This window comes from Polaribacter sp. Asnod1-A03, from assembly GCF_045063585.1.
In the GTDB taxonomy this organism is placed as follows: domain Bacteria; phylum Bacteroidota; class Bacteroidia; order Flavobacteriales; family Flavobacteriaceae; genus Polaribacter.
In genome coordinates, this window is the sequence record NZ_JBEFOE010000009.1 from 876,309 (window position 1) to 898,836 (window position 22,528).

The following is a 22,528-nucleotide window of genomic DNA, read 5'->3' on the forward strand; positions in this document are numbered from 1 at the left end:
TTAAGATTGAAAAACCTTATTAATTACTTGAAGGCTTTGCGAAACAGATGTATCTTCATCTTTTAAATGCTTCACAAATTGTGTGGTTATCTTTTGTATAAAACGTGAAGTTAAGATTTCTGCCTGATTTTCATCAAAATCTGTAATTTTTTTCTTCTGAAAATTAATTTCGTCGTTTTTAATATTTTCTAGTGATTTTTTTAAAGCTGCAATTGCTGGTGTAAATCTTCTGTGATTTAACCATTCATTAAATTCTGCTTTATGTGTCTCTATAATAGCTTCTGCAAAAGGTATTTCTTGCTGTCTAATTGCTAAAGTTTCGTCTGTAATTTTAGAAAGTTCATCAACATTTACAATAGAAACACCTTTAAATTCTGTAACATCTTTTGCTACATTTTCTGGCATCGATAAATCTAAAATTAATAAATCTTTATTTTTAGAAATATGTTCTTTTGTTATTGTTGGTTTATTAGCACCTGTAGAAACAATTAAAACATCCGCTTTATTTACTTCTTCACTAAGATTTTCTATTACTGATTTTCTAATAGAAGCATGTTCTCTAACAAATTCTGTTGCTTTCTCTTCTGTTCTATTAATTAAACAAACTTGTTTATTTTGCGTATATTCTGCTAAATTTTTACAAGTATGTTTTCCCATTTTACCCAAACCAAAAACCAAAATGTTTTTAGAATTATAATTCGGTAAATTTTTAATAATATATTGCACAGCAGCGTAAGAAACAGAAGTTGTACCAGAACTTAATCTTGTTTCGTTTTTTACACGCTTACTAGCTTGTAAAACACTATTTATTAAACGCTCTAAATAGGCGTTTGTAGTGTTTAAGGATTTAGCTAGTTTAAAAGATTGTCTTAACTGCCCAACAATCTCATAATCTCCTAAAATCTGACTTTCTAAACCTGTACCCATTCTAAATAATTGCTGTATTGCTTCTTGGTCTTTATAGACATTAGAAACCTTAGCAAATTCTTGAATTGTACCTTCAGAAAATTCACATAATAATTCTATTAATTGACATGGGCGTTCTGCAAAACCGCTAATCTCGGTTCTGTTACATGTAGAAATAATAAAAACTCCGCTAAAACCTCTCTCTTTAGAAAGTTCTAACAACGCAGTTTGATTCTCTTTAGATAAAGAAAATTTTCCGCGTGTTTTAGCATCAGCTTTTTTATAACTAACCCCAATATTGTAAAAGTGCTCTTGCCTGTCCTCTTGCATCGTATTGTAAAAGTGCGTCAAAAGTAAAAACTTCAATTAGAAAAAAGTATCGCTAAAAGTATTTTTAATAACGATATCAGTTTTTTAGTTGTTTTTTACCCTAAAAAGATACAAAAACCTTATTTTTGTAGTAATATTAAGGCTTTACAATCTAGTAATATAGAATCGTTCTAAATAAAACACGTACAATCAATAAAAAATATATGTTTAAAAATGTCGGAGAAAGTACTTTTGAAGAAATAACCCTAGGTAAGGGTTTTTATGTACTTCATTTTCAGAACGAAAGCATAGAAGTTGAAAATTTTGAAAGAGAAATAAATAGTACTTTTATTCAAATTCATTTTTGTTTACGTGGTAAAACTAAATTTTTATTTAATAATGGTACTTATTCTTTTGATGTTTTAGACAACAGATCTATACTTTTATATAACCCGCAAAGAGTGTTGCCTATTAATTTAGAAATTCAACCAAAAACCACATTGGTTACTTTATTAATATCTATTGAAAAATTTCATTCTTTATTCTCTAAAGAATCTGGTTACATTCCTTTTTTAAGTGATGAAAACAGTAATAAAAAATATTATGATGATACAGAAATAAAGCCAACTGTATTAATTGTCTTACATCAAATTATAAACTCTACTATTAATAGCTCTATCAGAGAGTTATATGTAAAAGGTAAAGTTTATGAGTTATTGAGCCTACATTTTCAACAAGAAGAAAATACAAACGGAGAATATTGCCCGTTTTTGGTTGATGAACAAAATGTTTTAAAAATTAGAAAAGCCAAAGAAATTATTATTGCAAGAATGGCAGAACCACCAAGTTTGCAAGAATTATCTAACGAAATTGGTTTAAATCTTAAAAAACTAAAAGAAGGTTTTAAACAAATTTATGGCGATACCGTATATAGTTTTTTGTTAGACTATAAAATGGAACATGCTAGAAAATTATTAGAAAGCAATCAATTTAATGTAAATGAAGTGGGTATAAAAATTGGTTATAGTACAGCAAGTCATTTTATAGCTGCTTTTAAAAAGAAATTTGGTACAACGCCAAAAAAATATGTTACAAGTTTAAATCAGTAATAAAAATTGGAACAACTTACACATTACGATATAGAAAACAAAAAACAACAATTCCCTATAACTATTGTTTGCGATGCTATTAGAACTCCAGAAAATATAGGAATGTGTTTTCGTATTTCTGAAAGCTTTGGGGTTGATAAAATTTATTTTCATCAAAGTTCTCCTTCTACAGAAAACAGAAAGGTAATAAATACAGCCAGAAACACAATCAACCAAATTAACCATGATTTTTATAGTGATTTTGACGCACTTATTCATCAATTAAAAAACGAAGGAAATACTATAATTGGCATAGAAATTACTGATAAAAGTATCAATATTCAAGATTTTAATTTTAAAAATCATGAGAAAATCGTACTACTTTTGGGTAGTGAAAGAAACGGAATTGAAAACGTAAACTTAATAGACGAAACTATTGCAATACCTATGTTTGGTAGAAATTCTAGCATGAATGTAATACATAGTTTGGCAATTACTCTGTATGAAGTTACCAATCAAATTTCAATAAAAAATTAAATAAACATTAAAGTTTCATTCTTAAAAATCTTGAAACTTTCAACTTTTATAATCAACACAAATGAAAGGAGTTTTACTAAACAATTTAGGATCACCAGATTCTACAGAAACAAATGACGTAAAAAAGTATTTAGGCGAATTTTTAATGGACGAGCGTGTAATCGACATTCCGTATTGGAAACGTTGGTTGCTTATTAATGGAATTATTTTACAAACTCGACCTAAAAAAGCTGGAGCTGCTTACAAAAAAATTTGGTGGAAAGAAGGTTCTCCATTAGTTGTAATTTCTCAAAGATTTACAGATAAACTTAAGAAAAAAACAGATATTCCTGTAGAACTTGCTATGCGTTATGGATCTATGTCCATAGAAAAAGGTATTAAAAATTTAGTAGATAAAGGTGTTACTGAAATATTCTTAGCCCCTTTATACCCACATTACGCTATGTCTTCTTATGAAACCGTAGTTACAAAAGCCGAAGAAATTTTAGCAGAAAAATACCCAGAAATAAAATTAGACACTTTGCCTCCATTTTATAATGAGCCAGATTATATTGAAGCTATGAGCAATAATATTGCCAATCATTTAAAAGGTTTTGATTACGATCATATTTTATTCTCTTATCACGGAATACCAGAACGTCACATAAAAAAATCAGACCCAACCAACTCTCATTGTAAAATAGATGGTTCTTGTTGCGAACGTAACTCAGTTGCACATCATACTTGTTACAGACATCAATGTTTTGAAACCACAAAAGAAATTGCAAATAAATTAAATTTAAAAGAAGGTACTTGGAGCAACTCTTTTCAATCTAGATTACTAAAAGATCCTTGGTTAAAACCTTATACAGATTTTGAATTAGAGAAATTCCCATCAGAAGGAAAGAAAAAATTAGCTGTTATTACACCTGCTTTTGTTGCAGATTGTTTAGAAACTTTAGAGGAAATTGCCATGGAGGGTAAAGATGAGTTTTTAAAATTTGGTGGTACAGATTACAAACACATCCCTTGTATGAATGATAATGATGATTGGGTAGATGTTATGGTAAAATGGATTAATGATTGGAAAAATAATTAAAAGCTATTTCCTACTTTCCATTATATCTTTTTTTACTTGTTCTCAATACAAATTTGCAAAAGAGCAAATTTATTCGAACTGACATAAAAAAAGATGCCATTTCAACCAAGGTTAAGCTTATTTGCAAACGAATAGTAAAACTTAAAAAATATACAAATTATGGATTTTTTATACGTAAAAGCATTACACATTATCTTTGTAGTAACCTGGTTTGCAGGTTTATTTTATATTATTCGTTTGTTTATATATCATGTAGAAGCAGAAAAGAAACCACAACCTGCTAAAACGATTTTGCAAACTCAATACAAATTGATGAGTAAGCGTCTTTGGTACATAATTACTTGGCCATCTGCAATTTTAGCTAGTTTTTTTGCTGTTTGGATGTTAATTAAAAATCCTTATTATTTAGAAATGCCTTGGATGCACGTAAAACTAACTTTTGTTTTGGCCTTATATTTTTATCATTACACTTGCCAAAGAATATACAGTCAACTTCAAAAAGATATTATAAAATATTCTGCTTTGAAGCTTAGAATTTGGAACGAAGTTGCCACGATAATCCTTTTTGCCATTGTGTTTTTAGTAACATTACAAAGTGCTATCAATTGGATTTGGGGTGTTATAGGAATTATCCTTTTTGGAGTTCTATTAATGTTAGGTATTAGACTCTACAAAAAAATAAGAGAAAAGAAATCTTGGGAAAAAGCTGAGAAAGAAGCTTTGGAAGACAATCAGTAAACACTCTCAGTATTTAGTTGCAGTTTATTATTGTAAACTGCAACTGAATATTTAAAATTAAATCAGCTTCTTATACTTTGTTCAAACGGAATTCTATTAACAATAGATCGTCCTAAAGTAACTTCATCTGCATATTCTAATTCATCTCCAACAGAAATTCCACGAGCAATGGTACTTGTTTTAATTTCAAACTTTTCTATTTGCTTAAAAATATAAAAGTTAGTTGTATCTCCTTCCATTGTAGAACTTAGTGCAAAAATTAATTCTTTAATTTCTCCGCTTTCTACTTTAGTTATTAAGGAATCTATTTGTAAGTTTTGAGGGCCAATCCCCTCAATCGGTGATATTTTACCACCTAAAACATGGTACAATCCATTAAATTGAGATGTACTTTCAATAGCCATTACATCTCTAATATCTTCTACAACACAAACAATTTCTACGTTTCTTTTAGGGTTACTACAAATCTCACATAAAACAGTATCAGATATATTGTGACATTTTTTACAAGTTTTTACATCATTTCTTAAATGCAGTAGAGCCTCAGATAAAAACTTAGTATTATCCGAAGGTTGTTTTAATAAATGTAAAACTAAACGCAATGCAGTTCTTTTTCCAATTCCTGGTAAACGAGAAACTTCATTTACCGCATTTTCTAAAAGTTTTGATGAAAAATCCATAGTTTGCAAAACTACTAATTATCAATTTTGAATTACGAATTAATCCATTAAAATTTTTAAAAAGTATATCTTCGTAATTCAAAAATTTTAACTCGTAATTACTGCATGCAACCACTTTATATTTTATTATTAATAATCGCTTATTTTACAGTATTAATTCTAATTTCTTACATCACCGGTAAATCTGCAAATAACAAAACATTCTTTAAAGCAAACAATTCATCACCATGGTATTTAGTGGCTTTTGGCATGATTGGCGCTTCGCTTTCTGGTGTCACATTTATTTCCGTTCCTGGTTGGATTGAAACTCAAAACATGAGTTATTTTCAGATGGTTTTGGGTTACGTTGTTGGTTATGCTGTTATTGGTTTGTTATTGCTTCCACTCTATTATAAGTTAAATTTAACATCAATTTACACTTATCTACAAGACAGGTTTGGTAATTATTCTTACAAAACAGGTGCTAGTTTTTTCTTACTTTCTAGAGTAGTTGGTGCTGCTTTTCGATTATTTTTAGTAGCAAATGTGTTACAAACTATTTTGTTTGATGCTTATGGAGTTCCCTTTTGGGCAACAGTTTCTATTACCATATTGTTAATTTGGTTATACACTTTTAAAGGCGGAATTAAAACCATTGTTTGGACAGATACTTTACAAACTTTATTTATGTTAATTGCTGTTGGAGTTTGTATTTACACCATTTCTAACCAAATGGAAATAGACAATTTATTTACTTATGTTGCAGATAGTAAACTTTCTAAAACTTTCTTTTTTGATGATATAAATGCCGGTAATTACTTTTGGAAACAATTTTTATCTGGTGCTTTTATTGCTGTTGTTATGACAGGTTTAGACCAAGATATGATGCAAAAAAACTTAACTTGTAGAAACTTAAAAGATGCTCAAAAAAACATGTTTTGGTTTACAATTGTGTTAGTATTTGTAAACTTTTTCTTTTTAGCTTTAGGTGTTTTATTAACAGATTATGCTCAAAAAAACGGAATTGACGCACATAAAGATCAGTTATTTCCTATAATTGCAACGCAAGGTAATTTAGGTTTGGCAACTGCACTCTTTTTCTTATTAGGTTTAATTGCAGCGGCTTATTCTAGTGCCGATTCTGCGTTAACCTCTTTAACGACTTCTTTTAGTATTGATATTTTAGAAATTGATAAAAAGAAAGATGTTGTAGAACAAGAAAGAATTAGAAAGAAAATTCACATTATTTTTTCTTTAGTTTTAATTGCTACCATTTTAATTTTTAAATATTTTATTGCAGATGCAAGTGTAATTGCCAAAATATTCACTTTTGCAGGTTATACTTATGGTCCTTTACTAGGTTTATATGCCTTTGGATTATTTACTCAATTAAAGGTAAAAGATAAAATGGTTCCTTTTTTATGTATAATCTCTCCTATTTTAACCTATTTAATTAGCTTCTATTCTAAAGAAAAGTTAGGTTTCGATTTTGGGTTTTTCGTTTTAATCTTAAACGGGTTTTTAACTTTTACAGGTTTATATTTTCTTAAAACAAAATAACTTACTAAATAACAAATCAATTGTTTAGATAACAACTCTTAATTGTTAAGCATTTAAAAAGTTTAAAACCTAATCTAATCATTTTTTAAAAAATTAAAAACCTTTAATTAACATTTAAACAATTCTAATTTAATCTAAAAAACCATAGTGGATGGTATTTTTCATGTCTTTAAACAAACCTATTAAAACTCATGAAAAAAACACTACTATCAATTTATTTTACATTATTTACAATCATTTTATCTGCTCAAATTTCTACAGGAGATATGGCATTTATTGCTTTTAATGCAGATGCAGATGATGATTTTGCAATGGTAACTTTTGTAGAAATCCCTGCAAACACAACTATTTACTTTACAGATTCTGAATGGAATGGAACTTCTTTTGGAGATGACGAAAATGATTTTTCTTGGAATTCTGGCGATAATGCAATAGCAGCAGGAACTGTTATTACTTTTAACACAATTAGTGCAGACGTTCCTTCTGTTTCTATTGGAGCTATTACAGGAGAACCTGGTGGAGCATCGGCAACAGCAGAAGCTATTTTTGCCTTTTTAGGTACAGCACCAAGAACTCCAACTACTTTTATTGCTGCAGTTGCAAATTCTTCTTCTGCTTACGGAGATTTAACAGGAACAGGATTAACTGATGGCTCTACTGCAATTACATATCCTTCTAGTACAGATATTGCTCAATACAAAGGACTTAAAACTGGCTTAGATGCAAACGGATATTTAGCTGCTTTAAATGACATGGATAATTACGATTTACAATCTGGAAGTGGAGATCAAAGTGCAGATGATCAAGCACCAGACTTACCTTTTAACACAACTTCATTTGTAATTTCTACTAATGATGTTACTGCTCCATCAATATCAAACGCAATTGCAACTTCTCAAAACACAATAGAAGTTATTTTTTCTGAAGAAGTTACTCAAGTTTCAGCAGAAAATATATCAAACTATGTTTTAGATAACAGCTTAACAATTTCTACTATTAGTTATGATAATAGTACAAAAACTGCGACAATTACACATAGCGGTTTTACTGTTGGAACTGCTTACACTATTTCTGTTAGTAACGTTATAGATTTAGCAGATAACACACAAGAAACTGCTTTTACTAGCGGAACTCTTTTTTACAACAATACTACTTCTGGTTTAATAATTACAGAAATAATGTACAATGCGCCATCTGATGATTCTGATGCTTTAGAGTTTTTAGAAATTTACAACAACTCAGATGATGCAATCGAATTAGGTGGAATTCAAGTTTTAGATGAAGGAGATTTTATATTTACTTTTCCGCAACAAACATTAGCTTCAAAAGAAATTGTTTTATTAGCAACGGATAAAACTACTGCGGATGCTTTTTACGGTGAAACTTTTTTAGATATGCCACAAGAAATTTCTAATGCTTTAGGAAATGGTGGTGAATTAATAAAGATTATCAACTCTGATGCAATTACTATTTTTGAGTTTGAATATGACGATAAAGACAACGGTTGGTCTACAGCTGCAGATGGAGATGGACCTTCTTTAGAATTATTAAACCCTAACGAAGATGTAAACGACGGAAACAACTGGATAGCTTCAGTAAATTTAGCTGGAGAATCTTTAGGTGAAAATGTTTACGCTTCTCCTGGCTCTTTTACAGCTATTACAACAGTTACTCCTAATTTAGGGTTTGAAGATACCGTTTACAATGTTTCTGAAGATAATGAATCTGTAACAGTAACTTTAGAAATTTCTGAAGCAACTACTTCTGATGTAACAGTAGATGTTAGTTTAGTATCAAGTTTATTGACAGCTACAGTAGATTCTGACTTTACTTTTACAAGCCAAACTGCTACAATTCCTGCTGGCTCAACATCAACAGATATTTCAATTAATATTACTGATGATACAGAAGCAGAGGCAGATGAAATGTTTATTTTAGAGATTTCTAATCCTACAAATGCAGTTTTAAACGAAGATTTAACAGCTGGAGTTTATATTTTAGATAATGATACTACAATACCAACTGCAACAGATAATTTAGGAATTTCTTTCTTAACAAGTTACCTGGTAGATGCTAGTGGTTCTGCAGAAATATCTGCATTTGCATCAGATGTTAATCGCTTGTATGTTTTAAATTCTATAGCAAAAAAAGTAAATGTTTTAGATTTTTCTAATCCAAATAATATTACAGAAATTAAATCTATAGACCTTTCTGCTTATGGTACAGAAGGACCCACAAGCGTTGCTACTTATGGAGATTTTGTAGTTGCTGCTGTTTCTAACGGACCAGATACCAATGGAGTTGTTATATTTATGGACAAAAATGGTGAGAACATTTCTTCTGTAACTGTTGGTAATTTACCAGACAATGCAAGTTTTACTCCAGACGGAACAAAAGTTGTGGTTGCTAATGAAGGTCAACCAAATTCTGATTACTCTATTGATCCAGAAGGAAGTATTTCTGTAATAGATGTTACTGCTGGTTTTGGTAACATTACACAATCAGATGTAACAAACATTAACTTTAATGCATTTGATGCAAATATTGATGATTTAAAATCTTCTGGAATTAGAATTTTTGGTCCAGGTTCTTCTGTTTCTCAAGATTTAGAACCAGAATATATTACATATTCAGACGATTCTAATACTGCTTGGGTTTCTTTACAAGAAAACAATGCAATTGCAGAAATAGATTTAACATCTAATACAATTACAAGTGTTTTTCCTTTAGGTTTAAAAGATCATTCTTTAGCAAATAACACAATTGACACTTCTAACGATACTGATTTTGTTTTTCATGCTAATTGGCCAATAAAAGGTATGTTTATGCCAGATGCAATTGCTTCTTATACCGTAAACGGAACAACTTACATTGTTACTGCTAACGAAGGTGATGCAAGAGAATATGATGCTTTAGAAGAAGAAGTTAGCGTTGGTGATTCTGATTACGAATTAGATGCTATAGTTTTTCCTAATGCAGCATTCTTAAAATTAGACAGTAATTTAGGTAAATTATCTATTACAAACCAAAGTGGAGATATTGATGGTGATGGAGACTTTGATGAGATTCATGTTTTTGGTGCTCGTTCTTTCAGTATTTTTAATGCAACTACAAAAGCTTTAGTGTACGATAGTGGAGACGATTTTGAAAGAATTACAGCAAACGACCCTACTTATGCTTCTTTATTTAATGCAAGTAATAGTAATAATACATTAAAAAATAGAAGTGATAATAAAGGCCCAGAACCAGAAGGCGTAACAGTTGCTACTATTAACGACAAGATTTATGCTTTTATTACTTTAGAAAGAGTTGGTGGTTTTATGACGTATGATATTACAGATCCTACAAACCCAATTTTTGAAAAATACATTAACAATAGAGTATTAGATGAAGATGAAGGTGGAGATTTAGGCCCAGAAGGAGTTATCTATATTAATGCTAATAATAGCCCAACAGCTACAGGTTTAATTGTTTTATCTAACGAAGTTAGCTCTACAGTTAGTGTATATTCTTTAGATAATGATGTTTTAAGTAACGATGATTTTTCTACAATTGAAGAATCAATTTCTATGTATCCAAATCCTGCAAAAGTAAATCAAACAGTATACTTTAACGAAAAAGTGAATCTTATTTTGTTTGATATTCAAGGAAGAAAAATATTAGAAAAGACTGATACAAAATCAGTTAAAATTCCTAATTTATCAAAAGGAACTTATATCTTTAAAATTAACAATACTATCTCTAAAAAGATTATTGTTAAATAACATCATTATATTTTTTTGATAAAAAAAAGACTGCTGAAAAGCAGTCTTTTTTCTTTAATAATATTCAATTAACATTTGTATTTTTACAGCATTAAATAAATGTCATGGCTAAAGACCTAAGTGATTACAGAAAATCTTACGAAAAACAAGAACTTTTAGAAAATGTTTGCCCAGAAAACCCTTTAGAATTATTTCAAACATGGTTTTTAAATGCAGACAATTCTAATATGGTAGATGAAAGCAATGCCATGACAATTTCTTCTATCGGATTGGATGGTTTTCCTAAAAGTAGAGTTGTTTTACTTAAAAAATACACTTGGGAAGGTTTTATTTTTTACACAAATTACAATTCAGAAAAAGGAAAAGCTATTGAAGCCAATAGTAACATTTGTTTATCTTTCTTTTGGCCAGCTTTAGAACAACAAATTATTATAAAAGGTAACGCAGAAAAATTAGCAGAAAACCTATCTGACGGTTATTTTGAATCTAGACCAGACGGAAGTAAATTAGGTGCTTGGGCATCAAATCAAAGCTCTGTAGTTACTTCAAGAGAAGAATTAGATAAAAACCTATTCTCTTTTGAGAAGAAATTTGAAGGTAAAGAGATAATTAGACCACAACATTGGGGCGGTTATTTAGTAAAACCAATTTCTATAGAGTTTTGGCAAGGTAGACCAAATAGAATGCACGATAGAATAAGATATACATTAGAAAAAGATTTTTCTTGGAAAATAGAACGATTGGCTCCATAAATTTTTATATTTACAAATCAACAATTAAATTTAGATGAAAACTTTATACATTGTTAGACATGCAAAATCTTCTTGGGAATACTCTGGTATTGAAGATATTGACAGACCTTTAAAAAAACGTGGAATTAAAGATTCTCACATAATGTCTAAATATTTATCTAAAAAAGTAGATAGGCCAGACGTTTTTGTATCAAGTAGTGCTAATAGAGCATTGCATACAGCTGTTATTTTTTGTGAAAATTTTGAATACCCTTTATCAAACTTAAAAATAAAAAGGCAACTTTATAGTTTTAGTGATGGTTATTTAGTAAAAACTGTAAATGCTTTAGATGATGGTTTTAATTCTGCTATCATTTTTAGCCACGATCATGGTATAAATACTTTTGTCAATAAATTTGGTAATAAACCAATTTCTCATGTGCCAACATGTGGTGTTATTGGTATTAAATTTGAAGAAAAACATTGGAAAAATATCAAAAAAGGAAAGACTTTTCTAATTGATTTTCCAAAAAATCATAAATAATCAATTTGTTAGAAATAAAAAAATACGGAGCAATAGATATTGGATCAAATGCAATTAGACTTCTTATATCTAATGTAATTGTTTCCGAAGATAAAGATCCTCAATTTAAAAAATCTTCTTTAGTTCGTGTTCCTATTCGTTTAGGTGCAGATGCTTTTGTAGGAGAAGGTATTATTAGTGAACAAAACATTACAAGAATGATAAATGCTATGGAGGCATTTAAATTATTAATGAATGTTCATAATGTAGAAAAATACAAAGCTTGTGCTACTTCTGCTATGAGAGAAGCTAAAAATGGACAAGATGTTGTACAACAAATTTCAGATAAAACTGGAGTTCAAATAGATATTATTGGAGGAAAAGAAGAAGCTGCAATAATTTCATCAACAGATTTAAACCAACTAATAGAAGGTAACAACTCTTATTTATATGTAGATGTTGGTGGTGGTAGTACAGAATTTACCTTATTCTCTGAAGGGAAAATTATTACTTCAAAATCTTTTAAAATGGGTACGGTTCGTTTATTAAACAATAAAAAATCTAAAAACAAAGAGATTTTTGCCGATGTTGAAAAATGGATTAAAAAAAATACAAGTCATTTAAAAAATATTTCTCTAATAGGTTCTGGTGGTAACATTAATAAGTTATTTAAAATGTCTGGTAGAACAGAAGGAAAACCTATTTCTTACATCTATTTAAATGCTCAGTATCAGTTTTTAAAGCAAATGTCTTTTAATGAAAGAGTATCTGAATTAAGCTTAAACCAAGATAGAGCTGATGTAATTATACCTGCTACAAAAATTTACATATCAGCTATGAAATGGAGTGGAGCAAAAAAAATATATGTCCCTAAAATTGGTCTTTCAGACGGGATAATCAAAAGCCTGTTTTACAATAAGTTATAATGATAACATTAATTTAATTTTCTCTTTTTAACTTTTTCTTAACTTTTCTTTAAGTTGCATGTGACTTACAAAAAAATATTGTGTCATAAAAATTAGTTAAAAAGACTTAAAATAGATTAATTATGAAAAAAATTTTATTTAGCGGATTACTTTTGATGTTTGGAGCTGTAGCACTTGCCCAAGATTTACCACAAAACCCAGAACCAGGAAAATGTTATGTACGTTGTACTACTCCTGAAGTTTGGAAAAACGAAGATGTAACTATTGAAATTGCACCAGCATACAAGAAAATAGTTACTCACCCAGCAGAATATAAAACTGTTACAGAAAGAGTATTAACAAAAGAAGCTGGACAACAATTAGTTATTGTACCTGCTGTTTGGGAAAACAAAGAAGTTTCTTATACTGCAAAAGAAGATGCTAACAAATTAAGTGTTATTGCTGCTACTTTTAGCCAAGATTCTAAAACTATAGAAACTAAGGCTGCTTCTGCAAACTGGCAAATGAGCGAAAAAGCACCTGATTGTGAGTCTAGTGATCCTAACGATTGTAGATATTGGTGTTTTGTTCCGGTTCCTGCTCAATTTGTAACTGTACCTTTAACTAAATTAGACGCAGATGCTTCAACTACTTCTGCTCCAGTTCCTGGTTTCGAAAAAACGTATACAAAAAGAGTTATGGTAACGCCACCAACTACAAAAACTATTGAAATTCCTGCTGTTTACGGTAGTGTAGAAAAAACAGTTTTAGTTAAAGATGCTTGGCAAGAAGAAGTTACTGTACCTGCAGAATACAAAAATGTTACAAAAGAAATTTTAGTAAGTAAAGGTGGTTTAACTACTTGGAAAGAAGTTGAATGTGAATTAACTGTTAGTACTCCATTACCAATTAACTGGAATTTAGGAAGTGCAACTTTAACAACTGGAGCTAAAAAAATTATAGATGCTAGATTATTACCAGTTTTAGAAACAGGTGTAGCTATTGCAATTGAATCTCATACAGACTCTAGAGGAACTAAAGCTAACAACCAAGATTTATCTGAAAGAAGAGCTTTAGCTGTAACTAACTACTTAATTTCAAAAGGAGTTAATGCTAGTAAATTAACTGGTAATGGTTACGGAGAAACAAAATTAACTAATAGATGTGCTGATGGAGTTTCTTGTACAGAAGCAGAACATAGAGCAAACAGAAGAACTACTTTTAGAGTAATTAATCAATAAAAAATATTCTTCTAACAAAGAATTAAAAAAATAAAAACCGAAGCAAATTTGCTTTGGTTTTTTTATGCTTAATAATTTTCTATTACAGATTGTATAAAAGGATAATAATATTCCGTTAAAATCAAACCCTTTTTATAAGTTAGCATCTTACCCTTATGATTTACAAAAACCAACGTTGGAAAAGATCTTATTTTAAATTTTTTGATTAAATCACTATTCACTTCTAATTTATCAGGCGAAAGTATATCCTTATTTCTTGGCATATCTGCCTCATACAAAATTAAATCTTTATCTGCTATTTCTTTAAACTTTGAAGAATGAAATAGTTTTTCATCCAAAACAATGCAAGGTCCACACCAATCAGATCCTGTAAAATAAATTAAAACTGGTTTATTTTCTTCTTTAGCTTTTTTTAAAGCTCCTTTATAAGTTGACTCCCAATTTGGAAGTAGGGTTTCATTTTTAGCAATCACATCTTGTGACAATAATGAACCAACAAAGAAAAAACAAGATATAATATTGATTATGTTTTTTTTCATGTAAATTAATTTATTCAAAAGTATCAAAAATAGTACCAAATAAAAACACTACTGTAACTTAACTAGACTTATGGAATCTTATAAATGTTAGATAGCTTAAAAAAAGCTATTACTAACTAAAATCAAAAAAAGGAACCAACGTCTAATAAGGTTGGTTTTGCTTTACATGAGTATTTATAATAGAATTAAATTCTATATCTTGATTATCAAAAAATAAAGTTTCAATACCTAAGAATGAAATATCATCAATTTTACTTTCTAATCGAACAAAATCTTTTTCTGTAGTTAAAATAATTTTATTTGTGGATTTTAGCTTTAAATATTCCTCTTTTATTATCTCTATTTCTTTATTTGAAAAGTTATGATGATCAGGAAATTTTAAATGTTTAAAATCAACCTTTTTATTTTTTAAAAAAGAAATTAATGGTGTAGGGTTTGCGATACCTGTAATTAATAAAACTTCATGCAATTTTAAATCATCTACTAAAATACTTTTACTTCCCGAAGTTGTTTTATTGTAAGAAATTCTCGTAAAAAAAACTTTTTTGTTATACTTTTTTAAACTTCTAATAATATCATTTTTAGATTTTTTGTCTAAATTTTCAGGACATTTAGTTACTAAAATAATATCTGATCTTTTTACTCCACTCCTACTTTCTCTTAAATTGCCTGTTGGTAATAAAAAATCATCTATAAATAAATCATCATATTTTGTAAGTAAAATATAAAAACTCCCTTTTACTTTTCTATGTTGATATGCATCATCTAAAAGAATAACTTCTGGAGATTTATCAGTAATTAATTTAGTAATGCCTTCTACTCTATTTACATCTACTGCAATATCAATATTAGAAAATTTATTAAAGTATTGTAAAGGTTCATCACCTACATCTTCGGCAGAATGCGTATTGTTTAAGAGTACAAAACCTTCTTTTTTACGTTTGTAACCTCTACTTAAAACAGCTGTCTTAAAACTATCTTTTAACAACCTAATTAAATATTCTATCTGTGGAGTTTTACCAGTTCCTCCAACACTTAAATTTCCAACAACAATTACAGGAAGTTTAAAAGAAGTTTCTTTAAAAACACCTGTATCAAAGAAAAAATTACGAATTGAGGTTATCAAATCATAAATTATTGCAAACGGAAAAAATAAAAATCTTACTAATTTCATCCGTGTAAAAATACATTAAAATTGTTAACTTTGATTTTCAATATTTTTATAAATGACAATTAAAAACATTACAAATTACATTGAAAAATTAGCTCCTTTAAATTATGCTGAAGATTTTGATAATGTTGGTTTATTAGTAGGTAATTATCAAACAGAAGTTACCAATGTACTTGTTACTCTAGATACTTTAGAAGAAACTGTAGATGAGGCTATTGCCAAAAACTGTAATTTAATTGTAAGCTTTCATCCTATTATTTTTGGTGGTTTAAAAAAACTAAACGGAAATTCTTATGTTGAACGAGTTGTTTTAAAAGCAATAAAAAATGACATTGCTATTTATGCTACTCATACTGCTCTAGATAATTCTAAGAACGGTGTTTCTGCTAAAATGTGTGAGGTTTTAGGTCTAGAAAATACACAAATTTTAATTCCTAAAAAAGGAATTATTAAAAAGCTAACTACTTATGTACCTAACACAAAAAACGTCCAGGAGTTAAGAAATGCATTATTTTCTGCTGGTGCAGGAAATATTGGCAATTATGATAATTGCTCTTTTAATATTTTAGGTGAAGGAACTTTTAGAGGTAATCATAATTCGAATCCGACTTTAGGTGAAAAAAACAAAAATCATTCTGAGAAGGAAACACAAATTTCTGTGATTTTTGAGAGTAAAAATGAAGGACCAATTTTAAAAGCTTTAAAAGAGAACCATCCTTATGAAGAGGTTTCTTTTGAAATTATAACATTAGAAAACATTCATCAAAATATTGGAATGGGAATGATTGGCGAATTCCCCGAAGAAATGGATGAAAAAGACTTTCTTTTATACCTAAAGAAAACAATGAAAACCGACTGCGTTCGTCATTCTAATTTAATCAATAAAAAAATAAAAAAAGTAGCTGTTTTAGGTGGATCGGGTAGTTTTGCTATTTCTAATGCAAAAAGAGCTGGTGCAGATGCTTATGTAAGTGCCGATTTTAAATATCATGAGTTTTTTAAAGCAGAAAACAGCATTTTATTAGCAGATATTGGACATTATGAGAGTGAACAGTTTACAAAAAATCTTTTGGTTGATTATCTTACGAAAAAATTTAGTAATTTTGCAGTCATTTTATCAGAAAAAAGTACAAATCCTATATATTATATATAACCATGGCAAAAAAGAAAGAAATTTCGGTTGAAGAAAAATTAAGAGCTTTATACGATTTACAGTTAATAGACTCTAGAATTGACGAAATTAGAAATGTGAGAGGTGAACTACCTTTAGAAGTTGAAGATTTAGAAGATGAAGTTGCCGGATTAAATACACGTATTGGTAACTTAAACCAAGATGTTGCTAATTTAGAAACTGACATTAACAATAAAAAATTAGCTATTGAAGAATCTAATTCGTTAATGAAAAAATATGATGAGCAACAAAAGAAAGTTAGAAATAACAGAGAATTTGACTCATTATCTAAAGAAATTGAATATCAAGATTTAGAAATTCAATTATCAGAAAAAAGAATTATCGAGTACAAAGCCAAGATTGCTCAAAAAATGCAAGTTATTGATGCTACAAAAGAAAAGTTAGCAAAACAAGAACAACATTTAGGACACAAAAAAGCTGAATTAGACGCTATTTTAAAAGAAACTGAAAAGGAAGAAGAATTATTGATTAAAAAATCTGCTGAATTTTCTGAATCTTTAGATACTCATTTATTTTCTGCTTATTCTAGAATTAGAAATAAAGTTAAAAATGGTTTGGCTGTAGTTGCTATTGAGCGTGGAGCCTCTGGAGGTTCTTATTTTACGATTCCACCACAGATTCAATTAGAAATTGCTAATAGAAAGAAAATTACTATTGATGAGCACAGTGGACGTATTTTAGTTGACAGTGCTTTAGCTGAAGAAGAAAAAGAAAAAATGGATAAATTATTTTCTTAATCTTTTTAAGATATAAAACAAAAAAAATGCGAAACTTAAGTTTCGCATTTTTTTTGTTTTATAATCTACTTTTAGTAATCTAACTTTTTAATATAGCTTAGTTTTTCTTTCCAGATAGCTAAATCTTCTTTAAACTTACTTACTTGTTTCTTAACATTTAAAACTAAAGGATTATCTGCTTTTGCGTTAGAGAAAAAGCCTAAATTATTTTCTAATTGCTGAATTTCTCTTACAATTTCATCAATCTTTTTTCTAACAAACATTTGTTCAGAATCTAATTTTCTAACATCATTTTCTGCGAGTAAACCATCTACAACGTTTGTAAACTTTAACATAGCTACTTCATTTTTATCTAAAGACAAACCTTCTAACAAACGGTCTACTTGTTTATTAAATTTACCATCTAAATGACGCGCATTTCTAGGCAAACTACCTAATGCTCTCCATTTATCAATCGCCTCTAAAACAACTTCTTTAGTAGGTTCTTCTAATTCTTTTAAAGAATCTAAAAACTCTTTTTTATTATCAACTACAACTTGTTGTTCTTTGTTTAAGGAATTCTTTTGTTGGTGATATCTATCAAAATAATGGTTACATGCACTTTTAAAACGTTTCCAAATATCATCAGAAAATTTACGCGGAACATGACCTATTTTCTTCCAATCGGCTTGTACTTTTTTCATAGTATTCGTTGCCGATTCCCAATCATCACTTTCTTTTAAAGATTCTGCTAATTCTATTAAAGCAATTTTCTTCTTTAAGTTATCTTGTTGCTCGCTTTTTTCATGCTTATAAAAAACATTTTTTGCAGCATTAAATTTCTTGGTTGCTCCTTTAAATTGTTGCCAAACCTCTTCACTTTTAGCATAAGGTAACTTACCTGCATTAAAGTATTTTTGTCTTAAAGTTTCTATTTCTTTAATACTTTTTTGCCAATCATTATGTGTTTTATTACCAGATGTGTCAAAAGCATTAATTTCTGCAACAACAGCTAATTTAACATCAATAATTTCTTGAAATTTAGAACGTAATTCTCTAAAATGTTCATGCCTTTTATCATGAATTTTTTTAGTTACAGCACTAAACCTTTGCCACACTTCTTCTCTCATCTCTTGAGAAACAGGACCAATATCTTCTTTCCAGATTTTATGTAAATCTTGTAACTCTTTAAAGGCAAAATTTACATCGTTATGTTCTGCTAGAGTTTCTGCTTTTTCTATGATTTTTAATTTCTCTTCTAAATTATGCTTAAAATCTAGATCTCTAAAATCATTACTTAAATGTAATAAATCGTAAAAACGCTCTACATGATGATGATATGTTTTCCAAGTATCATTATAATGAGTTTTAGAAACAGGACCAATTGCTCTCCAATCATCTTGTAAACCTTTAAAAATCTTATACATAGTAGCAGTATCAGCTTCTTGTATTAAACTTTTTAAATTTTCTATAACTATTAATCGTTTTTCTAAATTTAATTTTAATTGTTTTTCTAGATCTGCGTAATAAGCATCTCTTTGCCTTTTATGCTCAGAAAGTAATTTGTTGTATTCTGATTTTATAGGACTAGAAAATTGAAAATCTATTGAGTTACCTCCAGCTTCTAAAAAAGCAGCTTTTTTCTCAGCTAATAATGCTCCAAATTTTTGATTAAAAGCATTTTTTATACCATCAACTTGAGATTTTACTTTTTGTACAGGGTTATTAGCTAATGTTTTTTTAAGTTCTGCTACTAATTCATCTAACGACAAAACTGAATAATCTACAGTAGTATCTTCTTCTTTACTTTCTTCATTAGCTTCTTCTGCATTTTCTGCTACAGATTTTTCAACTTCATTTACTGCTTCAGTTGTTTCATCAATAACATTTGTAGAAGTTTCTTTAATTTCTGGAGTACTAATTACTTCTGTTTCATTTTTTTTCACGTTTTCAACGCTTTCTTCATTTTTGTCTAACATATCTACAATGTTTAAGGTCCTTATTATTTATCTATAAAGATACTGACATCCAACAAAAGCTACAAGTCTAAAAACATTAAATAAAAAAAGAATGTAAATTTTTAATTATTCCAGATTCTCCAAGATTCTTCTGCCTGTAATTCTAACATTTCATATCCGTTTTTTATAGCAGCTCCGTTTTCTCTTCCTTTAGCTAAGAAAACCGTTACTTCTGGATTGTATATTAAATCGTATAAGAGATGTTTTTCTGTAATATATTGATAAGGGATATTAGGTGATTGATCTATATTGGGAGAAGTACCAATTGGTGTAGAATTGATGATAATTTGATGCTTTTCCATTACTTCTTTTGTTAAATCTTGGTATGAAATTTCTTTCTTTCCATTTGGATTTCTAGAAACAAATTTAAACTTGATATCGTTCTTTTTTAAAGCATAAGCAATAGCTTTAGAAGCGCCACCAGTACCTAAAATTAATGCTCTTTTATGATGTTCTTTTATTAACGGTAATATTGATTTTTCAAAACCAACAACATCAGAATTATATCCTTTTAAGTTACCTCTTTTTGTAAACTTAATTGTATTTACTGCACCAATTTCTTTAGCTGTTTCATCAATAATATCTAAAAAACGCATTACGTCTTCTTTATAAGGGATTGTAACATTAATACCACTAACACCTTCATTATTTTTAGTTATAGAAGGGAAATCTTCAATCTTAGGTATATCAAAATTAACATACTTATAATTCTTAAGTCCTATTTTTTTAAACTTCTCTGTAAAATATCCACGAGAAAATGAATAAGAAATGTCTTTACCTAAAAGACCAAAAACTTTATTTTTTTTTTCTTCCATAATAATCTATTACCAAAATTAAACCAATACCAACAAATATAAACAAAATGGCAATCCAAGTATCTAAACTAGAAAAGTCAGGAATAAATCGTTCATAATTTTCAACTCTTTTATTACCTTCTTTATCTACTAAAAAATTTGAATCCTCTATTACATAAATCGCTTTTTTCCAAGGCCAAACAATCCCTAAAGAGCCTGTTATAAAACCAATAATAATTGCATTTACAATTTGATGCCAGCGTTTTAAAACGTAACCTAAAACATGACTGATTGAAATTAAACCAAAAACAGAACCTGCTGTAAAAACACTAATTATTTTTAAATATCTTACTTTAATTGGATCTGATAAAACTTTAAAATCTCCAGAAATAAGACTGGTAATTACATTAAACAATACGTTTACAGAATCTACTAAAAGTAACACATAATTACCTAGCAAAATTAAGATAAATGATCCAGAAAGTCCAGGAAGCGTCATACCTGAAACACCAATAATTCCGCAAACAAAAACGAACCAAAGATTGTCATTTTCTCTTGCCGGTGTTAAAAAACTGATACCAATACCTACAGAAGCTCCAACAATTAACGAAATGATATTTTTAGTATTCCATTCTCCAAAATCTTTTCCGATATAGTATATCGATCCAATAATCATCCCAAAGAACCAACTCCAAACATAGGTTTCATAATGCTGTAAAAAATAATCTAATACTAAAGAAACACTAAAGTAGCTAAATATACTACCAGCCATTACAAGTACTAAAAACTGTGCATTTGTATATTCAAAAAAACTCTTAAAGCGGCCACTAAGAATAAGCTTACCTGCTTTTAAATTTACCTTTCTAAATGAATAAATTAACTCTTCGTAGAACCCTAATACAAAAGAAACAGTTCCTCCAGAAACTCCTGGAACTTTATTGGCAGCTCCCATTGCTAATCCTTTAAAAAAAAGACTAAGTTTCTGTAAAAAAGTTCTTTCTAATTGCATTTATTTTTTTTGATTCGCAAATTTTTCCATTCCTAAAATAATTACAAAACCAACTATAGACAATACAATTGCCATTGTTAATTGAGCATCTCCATCAAAAGAAAAAGGACTTACGCTTTGTTGATTAAAAGGCACTTCTATTCCGTGAGAATTTGTCCTCCAAGTTAGGGTTTCTTTCCAAGGCCAAATTTTATTTAATGAGCCAATTATAAAACCAGTTAAACCTGCTAAAGTTAAATTTTTATAGTGTTTAAATAACCATTTTAATACACGAGAAAAAGTTAATAAACCTACAATAGCACCAACTAAAAAGACTAAAATTGTTTTAAAATCTTTATTATTTAAAGCGTCTAAAACAGGTTTATAAGCACCTAATAAAACTAAAATAAAAGACCCAGAAATCCCTGGTAAAATCATTGCACAAATTGCAATTGCGCCTGCTATTAGAATAAAAAATGGAGAAGAATTTTCTGTTACTAAAGGATTTAAAGTAGTTATATAATAAGCTAAAAAAGCACCTAATATTAATACCAATACAGAAATGAAATTCCATTTTGTAATTTGTTTTGCAATGTAAATAATACTTGCCAACACCAAACCAAAAAAGAAAGACCACAATAAAATTGGTTGGTTTTCTAAAAGATATTTAATTGCTTTTGCTAAAGATAAAATACTTATAAAAATTCCTATAAATAAAGACGCTAAAAAACTACCATTTAGTTCTTTCCAAGCAGATTTAAATCCTTCATCTTTTAAGGTTTTAAACAAACCAACCTTTATATTACTAATAGAACCTAATAGTTCTTCGTAAATACCAGATATAAAAGCTATTGTACCACCAGAAACTCCTGGTACAACATCTGCAGCTCCCATTGCCATCCCTTTTAAACCGATAACAACGTAGTCTTTAATTGTCCTTTTCATTCTTCTATTTTTATTTAAAAAAACGAAGATAAAATAATTTTAAAGAAAAAAGGATTTGTTATTTTTAATATTAAAATGTTTAAACCATATTTTTATTAAAGCGGATTTTTTTAATTATAAAATTCA

General features: G+C 28.8%; 20 protein-coding genes. 12 read left to right on the plus strand and 8 right to left on the minus strand.

All coding sequences use genetic code 11. The features are described from left to right. Positions 1-1,236 carry a glutamyl-tRNA reductase gene (gene hemA / locus ACJJVY_RS04345; protein ID WP_405611584.1) on the minus strand — a complete coding sequence of 412 codons (1,236 nt, stop codon included), beginning with the start codon at positions 1,234-1,236 and terminating at the stop codon, positions 1-3. A 203-nt stretch (positions 1,237-1,439) separates the two neighbouring features. Between hemA and ACJJVY_RS04350 the strand changes: the two genes are divergently transcribed. The 4 genes from ACJJVY_RS04350 (at position 1,440) to ACJJVY_RS04365 (ending at position 4,656) form a co-directional block, all read left to right on the plus strand. Beyond that, the gene (locus ACJJVY_RS04350) at positions 1,440-2,324 is read left to right on the plus strand and encodes a helix-turn-helix transcriptional regulator (protein WP_405605547.1); all 885 of its coding nucleotides are present in this window, start codon (positions 1,440-1,442) and stop codon (positions 2,322-2,324) included. A 6-nt stretch (positions 2,325-2,330) separates the two neighbouring features. Continuing rightward, complete coding sequence (locus ACJJVY_RS04355; RefSeq protein WP_405605549.1) at positions 2,331-2,840, plus strand: TrmH family RNA methyltransferase; 510 nt, start codon at positions 2,331-2,333, stop codon at positions 2,838-2,840. A gap of 61 nt (positions 2,841-2,901) precedes the next feature. After that, a complete protein-coding gene (hemH, locus tag ACJJVY_RS04360) occupies positions 2,902-3,918 on the plus strand; it encodes a ferrochelatase (RefSeq protein WP_405605551.1) in 1,017 nt (338 codons plus the stop codon). Positions 3,919-4,077: 159 nt separating this feature from the next. Continuing rightward, the gene (locus ACJJVY_RS04365; protein ID WP_405605553.1) at positions 4,078-4,656 is read left to right on the plus strand and encodes a CopD family protein; all 579 of its coding nucleotides are present in this window, start codon (positions 4,078-4,080) and stop codon (positions 4,654-4,656) included. 62 nt (positions 4,657-4,718) lie between these two features. Here ACJJVY_RS04365 and recR read toward each other — a convergent pair whose 3' ends face one another. Beyond that, the gene (gene recR / locus ACJJVY_RS04370; RefSeq protein WP_405605555.1) at positions 4,719-5,336 is read right to left on the minus strand and encodes a recombination mediator RecR; all 618 of its coding nucleotides are present in this window, start codon (positions 5,334-5,336) and stop codon (positions 4,719-4,721) included. 105 nt (positions 5,337-5,441) lie between these two features. On the opposite strand from recR, the gene ACJJVY_RS04375 reads away from it, so the two are divergent. The 6 genes from ACJJVY_RS04375 (at position 5,442) to ACJJVY_RS04400 (ending at position 14,039) form a co-directional block, all read left to right on the plus strand. Next, complete coding sequence (locus ACJJVY_RS04375; RefSeq protein WP_405605557.1) at positions 5,442-6,875, plus strand: sodium:solute symporter; 1,434 nt, start codon at positions 5,442-5,444, stop codon at positions 6,873-6,875. Positions 6,876-7,066: 191 nt separating this feature from the next. After that, complete coding sequence (locus tag ACJJVY_RS04380; RefSeq protein WP_405605559.1) at positions 7,067-10,639, plus strand: choice-of-anchor I family protein; 3,573 nt, start codon at positions 7,067-7,069, stop codon at positions 10,637-10,639. 104 nt (positions 10,640-10,743) lie between these two features. Next, on the plus strand, positions 10,744-11,391 hold the full coding sequence (gene pdxH / locus ACJJVY_RS04385) for a pyridoxamine 5'-phosphate oxidase (protein WP_405605561.1): 648 nt from the start codon (positions 10,744-10,746) through the stop codon (positions 11,389-11,391). 34 nt (positions 11,392-11,425) lie between these two features. After that, positions 11,426-11,914, plus strand: coding sequence for a SixA phosphatase family protein (locus ACJJVY_RS04390; RefSeq protein WP_405605563.1), 489 nt, complete (start codon positions 11,426-11,428; stop codon positions 11,912-11,914). A gap of 5 nt (positions 11,915-11,919) precedes the next feature. Beyond that, positions 11,920-12,819 (plus strand): Ppx/GppA phosphatase family protein, encoded by a 900-nt coding sequence (locus ACJJVY_RS04395; RefSeq protein WP_405605565.1) that lies wholly within the window; start codon positions 11,920-11,922, stop codon positions 12,817-12,819. A gap of 122 nt (positions 12,820-12,941) precedes the next feature. Then, the gene (locus ACJJVY_RS04400; RefSeq protein WP_405605567.1) at positions 12,942-14,039 is read left to right on the plus strand and encodes an OmpA family protein; all 1,098 of its coding nucleotides are present in this window, start codon (positions 12,942-12,944) and stop codon (positions 14,037-14,039) included. Positions 14,040-14,107: 68 nt separating this feature from the next. On the opposite strand, the gene ACJJVY_RS04405 is transcribed toward ACJJVY_RS04400, so the two are convergent. Both ACJJVY_RS04405 and lpxK read right to left on the minus strand, forming a co-directional pair. Further along, positions 14,108-14,578 (minus strand): thioredoxin family protein, encoded by a 471-nt coding sequence (locus ACJJVY_RS04405; protein WP_405605569.1) that lies wholly within the window; start codon positions 14,576-14,578, stop codon positions 14,108-14,110. A gap of 142 nt (positions 14,579-14,720) precedes the next feature. After that, positions 14,721-15,752: a tetraacyldisaccharide 4'-kinase gene (lpxK, locus tag ACJJVY_RS04410; protein WP_405605571.1), complete on the minus strand. Its 1,032-nt coding sequence runs from the start codon at positions 15,750-15,752 to the stop codon at positions 14,721-14,723. 52 nt (positions 15,753-15,804) lie between these two features. Here lpxK and ACJJVY_RS04415 point away from each other — a divergent pair, with 52 nt between their 5' ends. Further along, a complete protein-coding gene (locus tag ACJJVY_RS04415; protein WP_405605573.1) occupies positions 15,805-16,902 on the plus strand; it encodes a Nif3-like dinuclear metal center hexameric protein in 1,098 nt (365 codons plus the stop codon). 2 nt (positions 16,903-16,904) lie between these two features. Continuing rightward, positions 16,905-17,678: a zinc ribbon domain-containing protein gene (locus tag ACJJVY_RS04420; RefSeq protein WP_405605575.1), complete on the plus strand. Its 774-nt coding sequence runs from the start codon at positions 16,905-16,907 to the stop codon at positions 17,676-17,678. A gap of 71 nt (positions 17,679-17,749) precedes the next feature. Here ACJJVY_RS04420 and ACJJVY_RS04425 read toward each other — a convergent pair whose 3' ends face one another. The 4 genes from ACJJVY_RS04425 to ACJJVY_RS04440 all read right to left on the minus strand — a co-directional run bounded on the left by ACJJVY_RS04425 (position 17,750) and on the right by ACJJVY_RS04440 (position 22,402). Beyond that, complete coding sequence (locus ACJJVY_RS04425; protein ID WP_405605577.1) at positions 17,750-19,636, minus strand: DUF349 domain-containing protein; 1,887 nt, start codon at positions 19,634-19,636, stop codon at positions 17,750-17,752. A 101-nt stretch (positions 19,637-19,737) separates the two neighbouring features. Further along, on the minus strand, positions 19,738-20,490 hold the full coding sequence (locus ACJJVY_RS04430; RefSeq protein ID WP_405605579.1) for a shikimate dehydrogenase family protein: 753 nt from the start codon (positions 20,488-20,490) through the stop codon (positions 19,738-19,740). Beyond that, on the minus strand, positions 20,471-21,478 hold the full coding sequence (locus ACJJVY_RS04435; RefSeq protein ID WP_405605581.1) for a DUF368 domain-containing protein: 1,008 nt from the start codon (positions 21,476-21,478) through the stop codon (positions 20,471-20,473). Before ACJJVY_RS04435 ends, ACJJVY_RS04430 begins: the two co-directional genes overlap by 20 nt. After that, positions 21,479-22,402 (minus strand): DUF368 domain-containing protein, encoded by a 924-nt coding sequence (locus ACJJVY_RS04440; RefSeq protein WP_405605583.1) that lies wholly within the window; start codon positions 22,400-22,402, stop codon positions 21,479-21,481. Positions 22,403-22,528 lie beyond the last annotated feature (126 nt).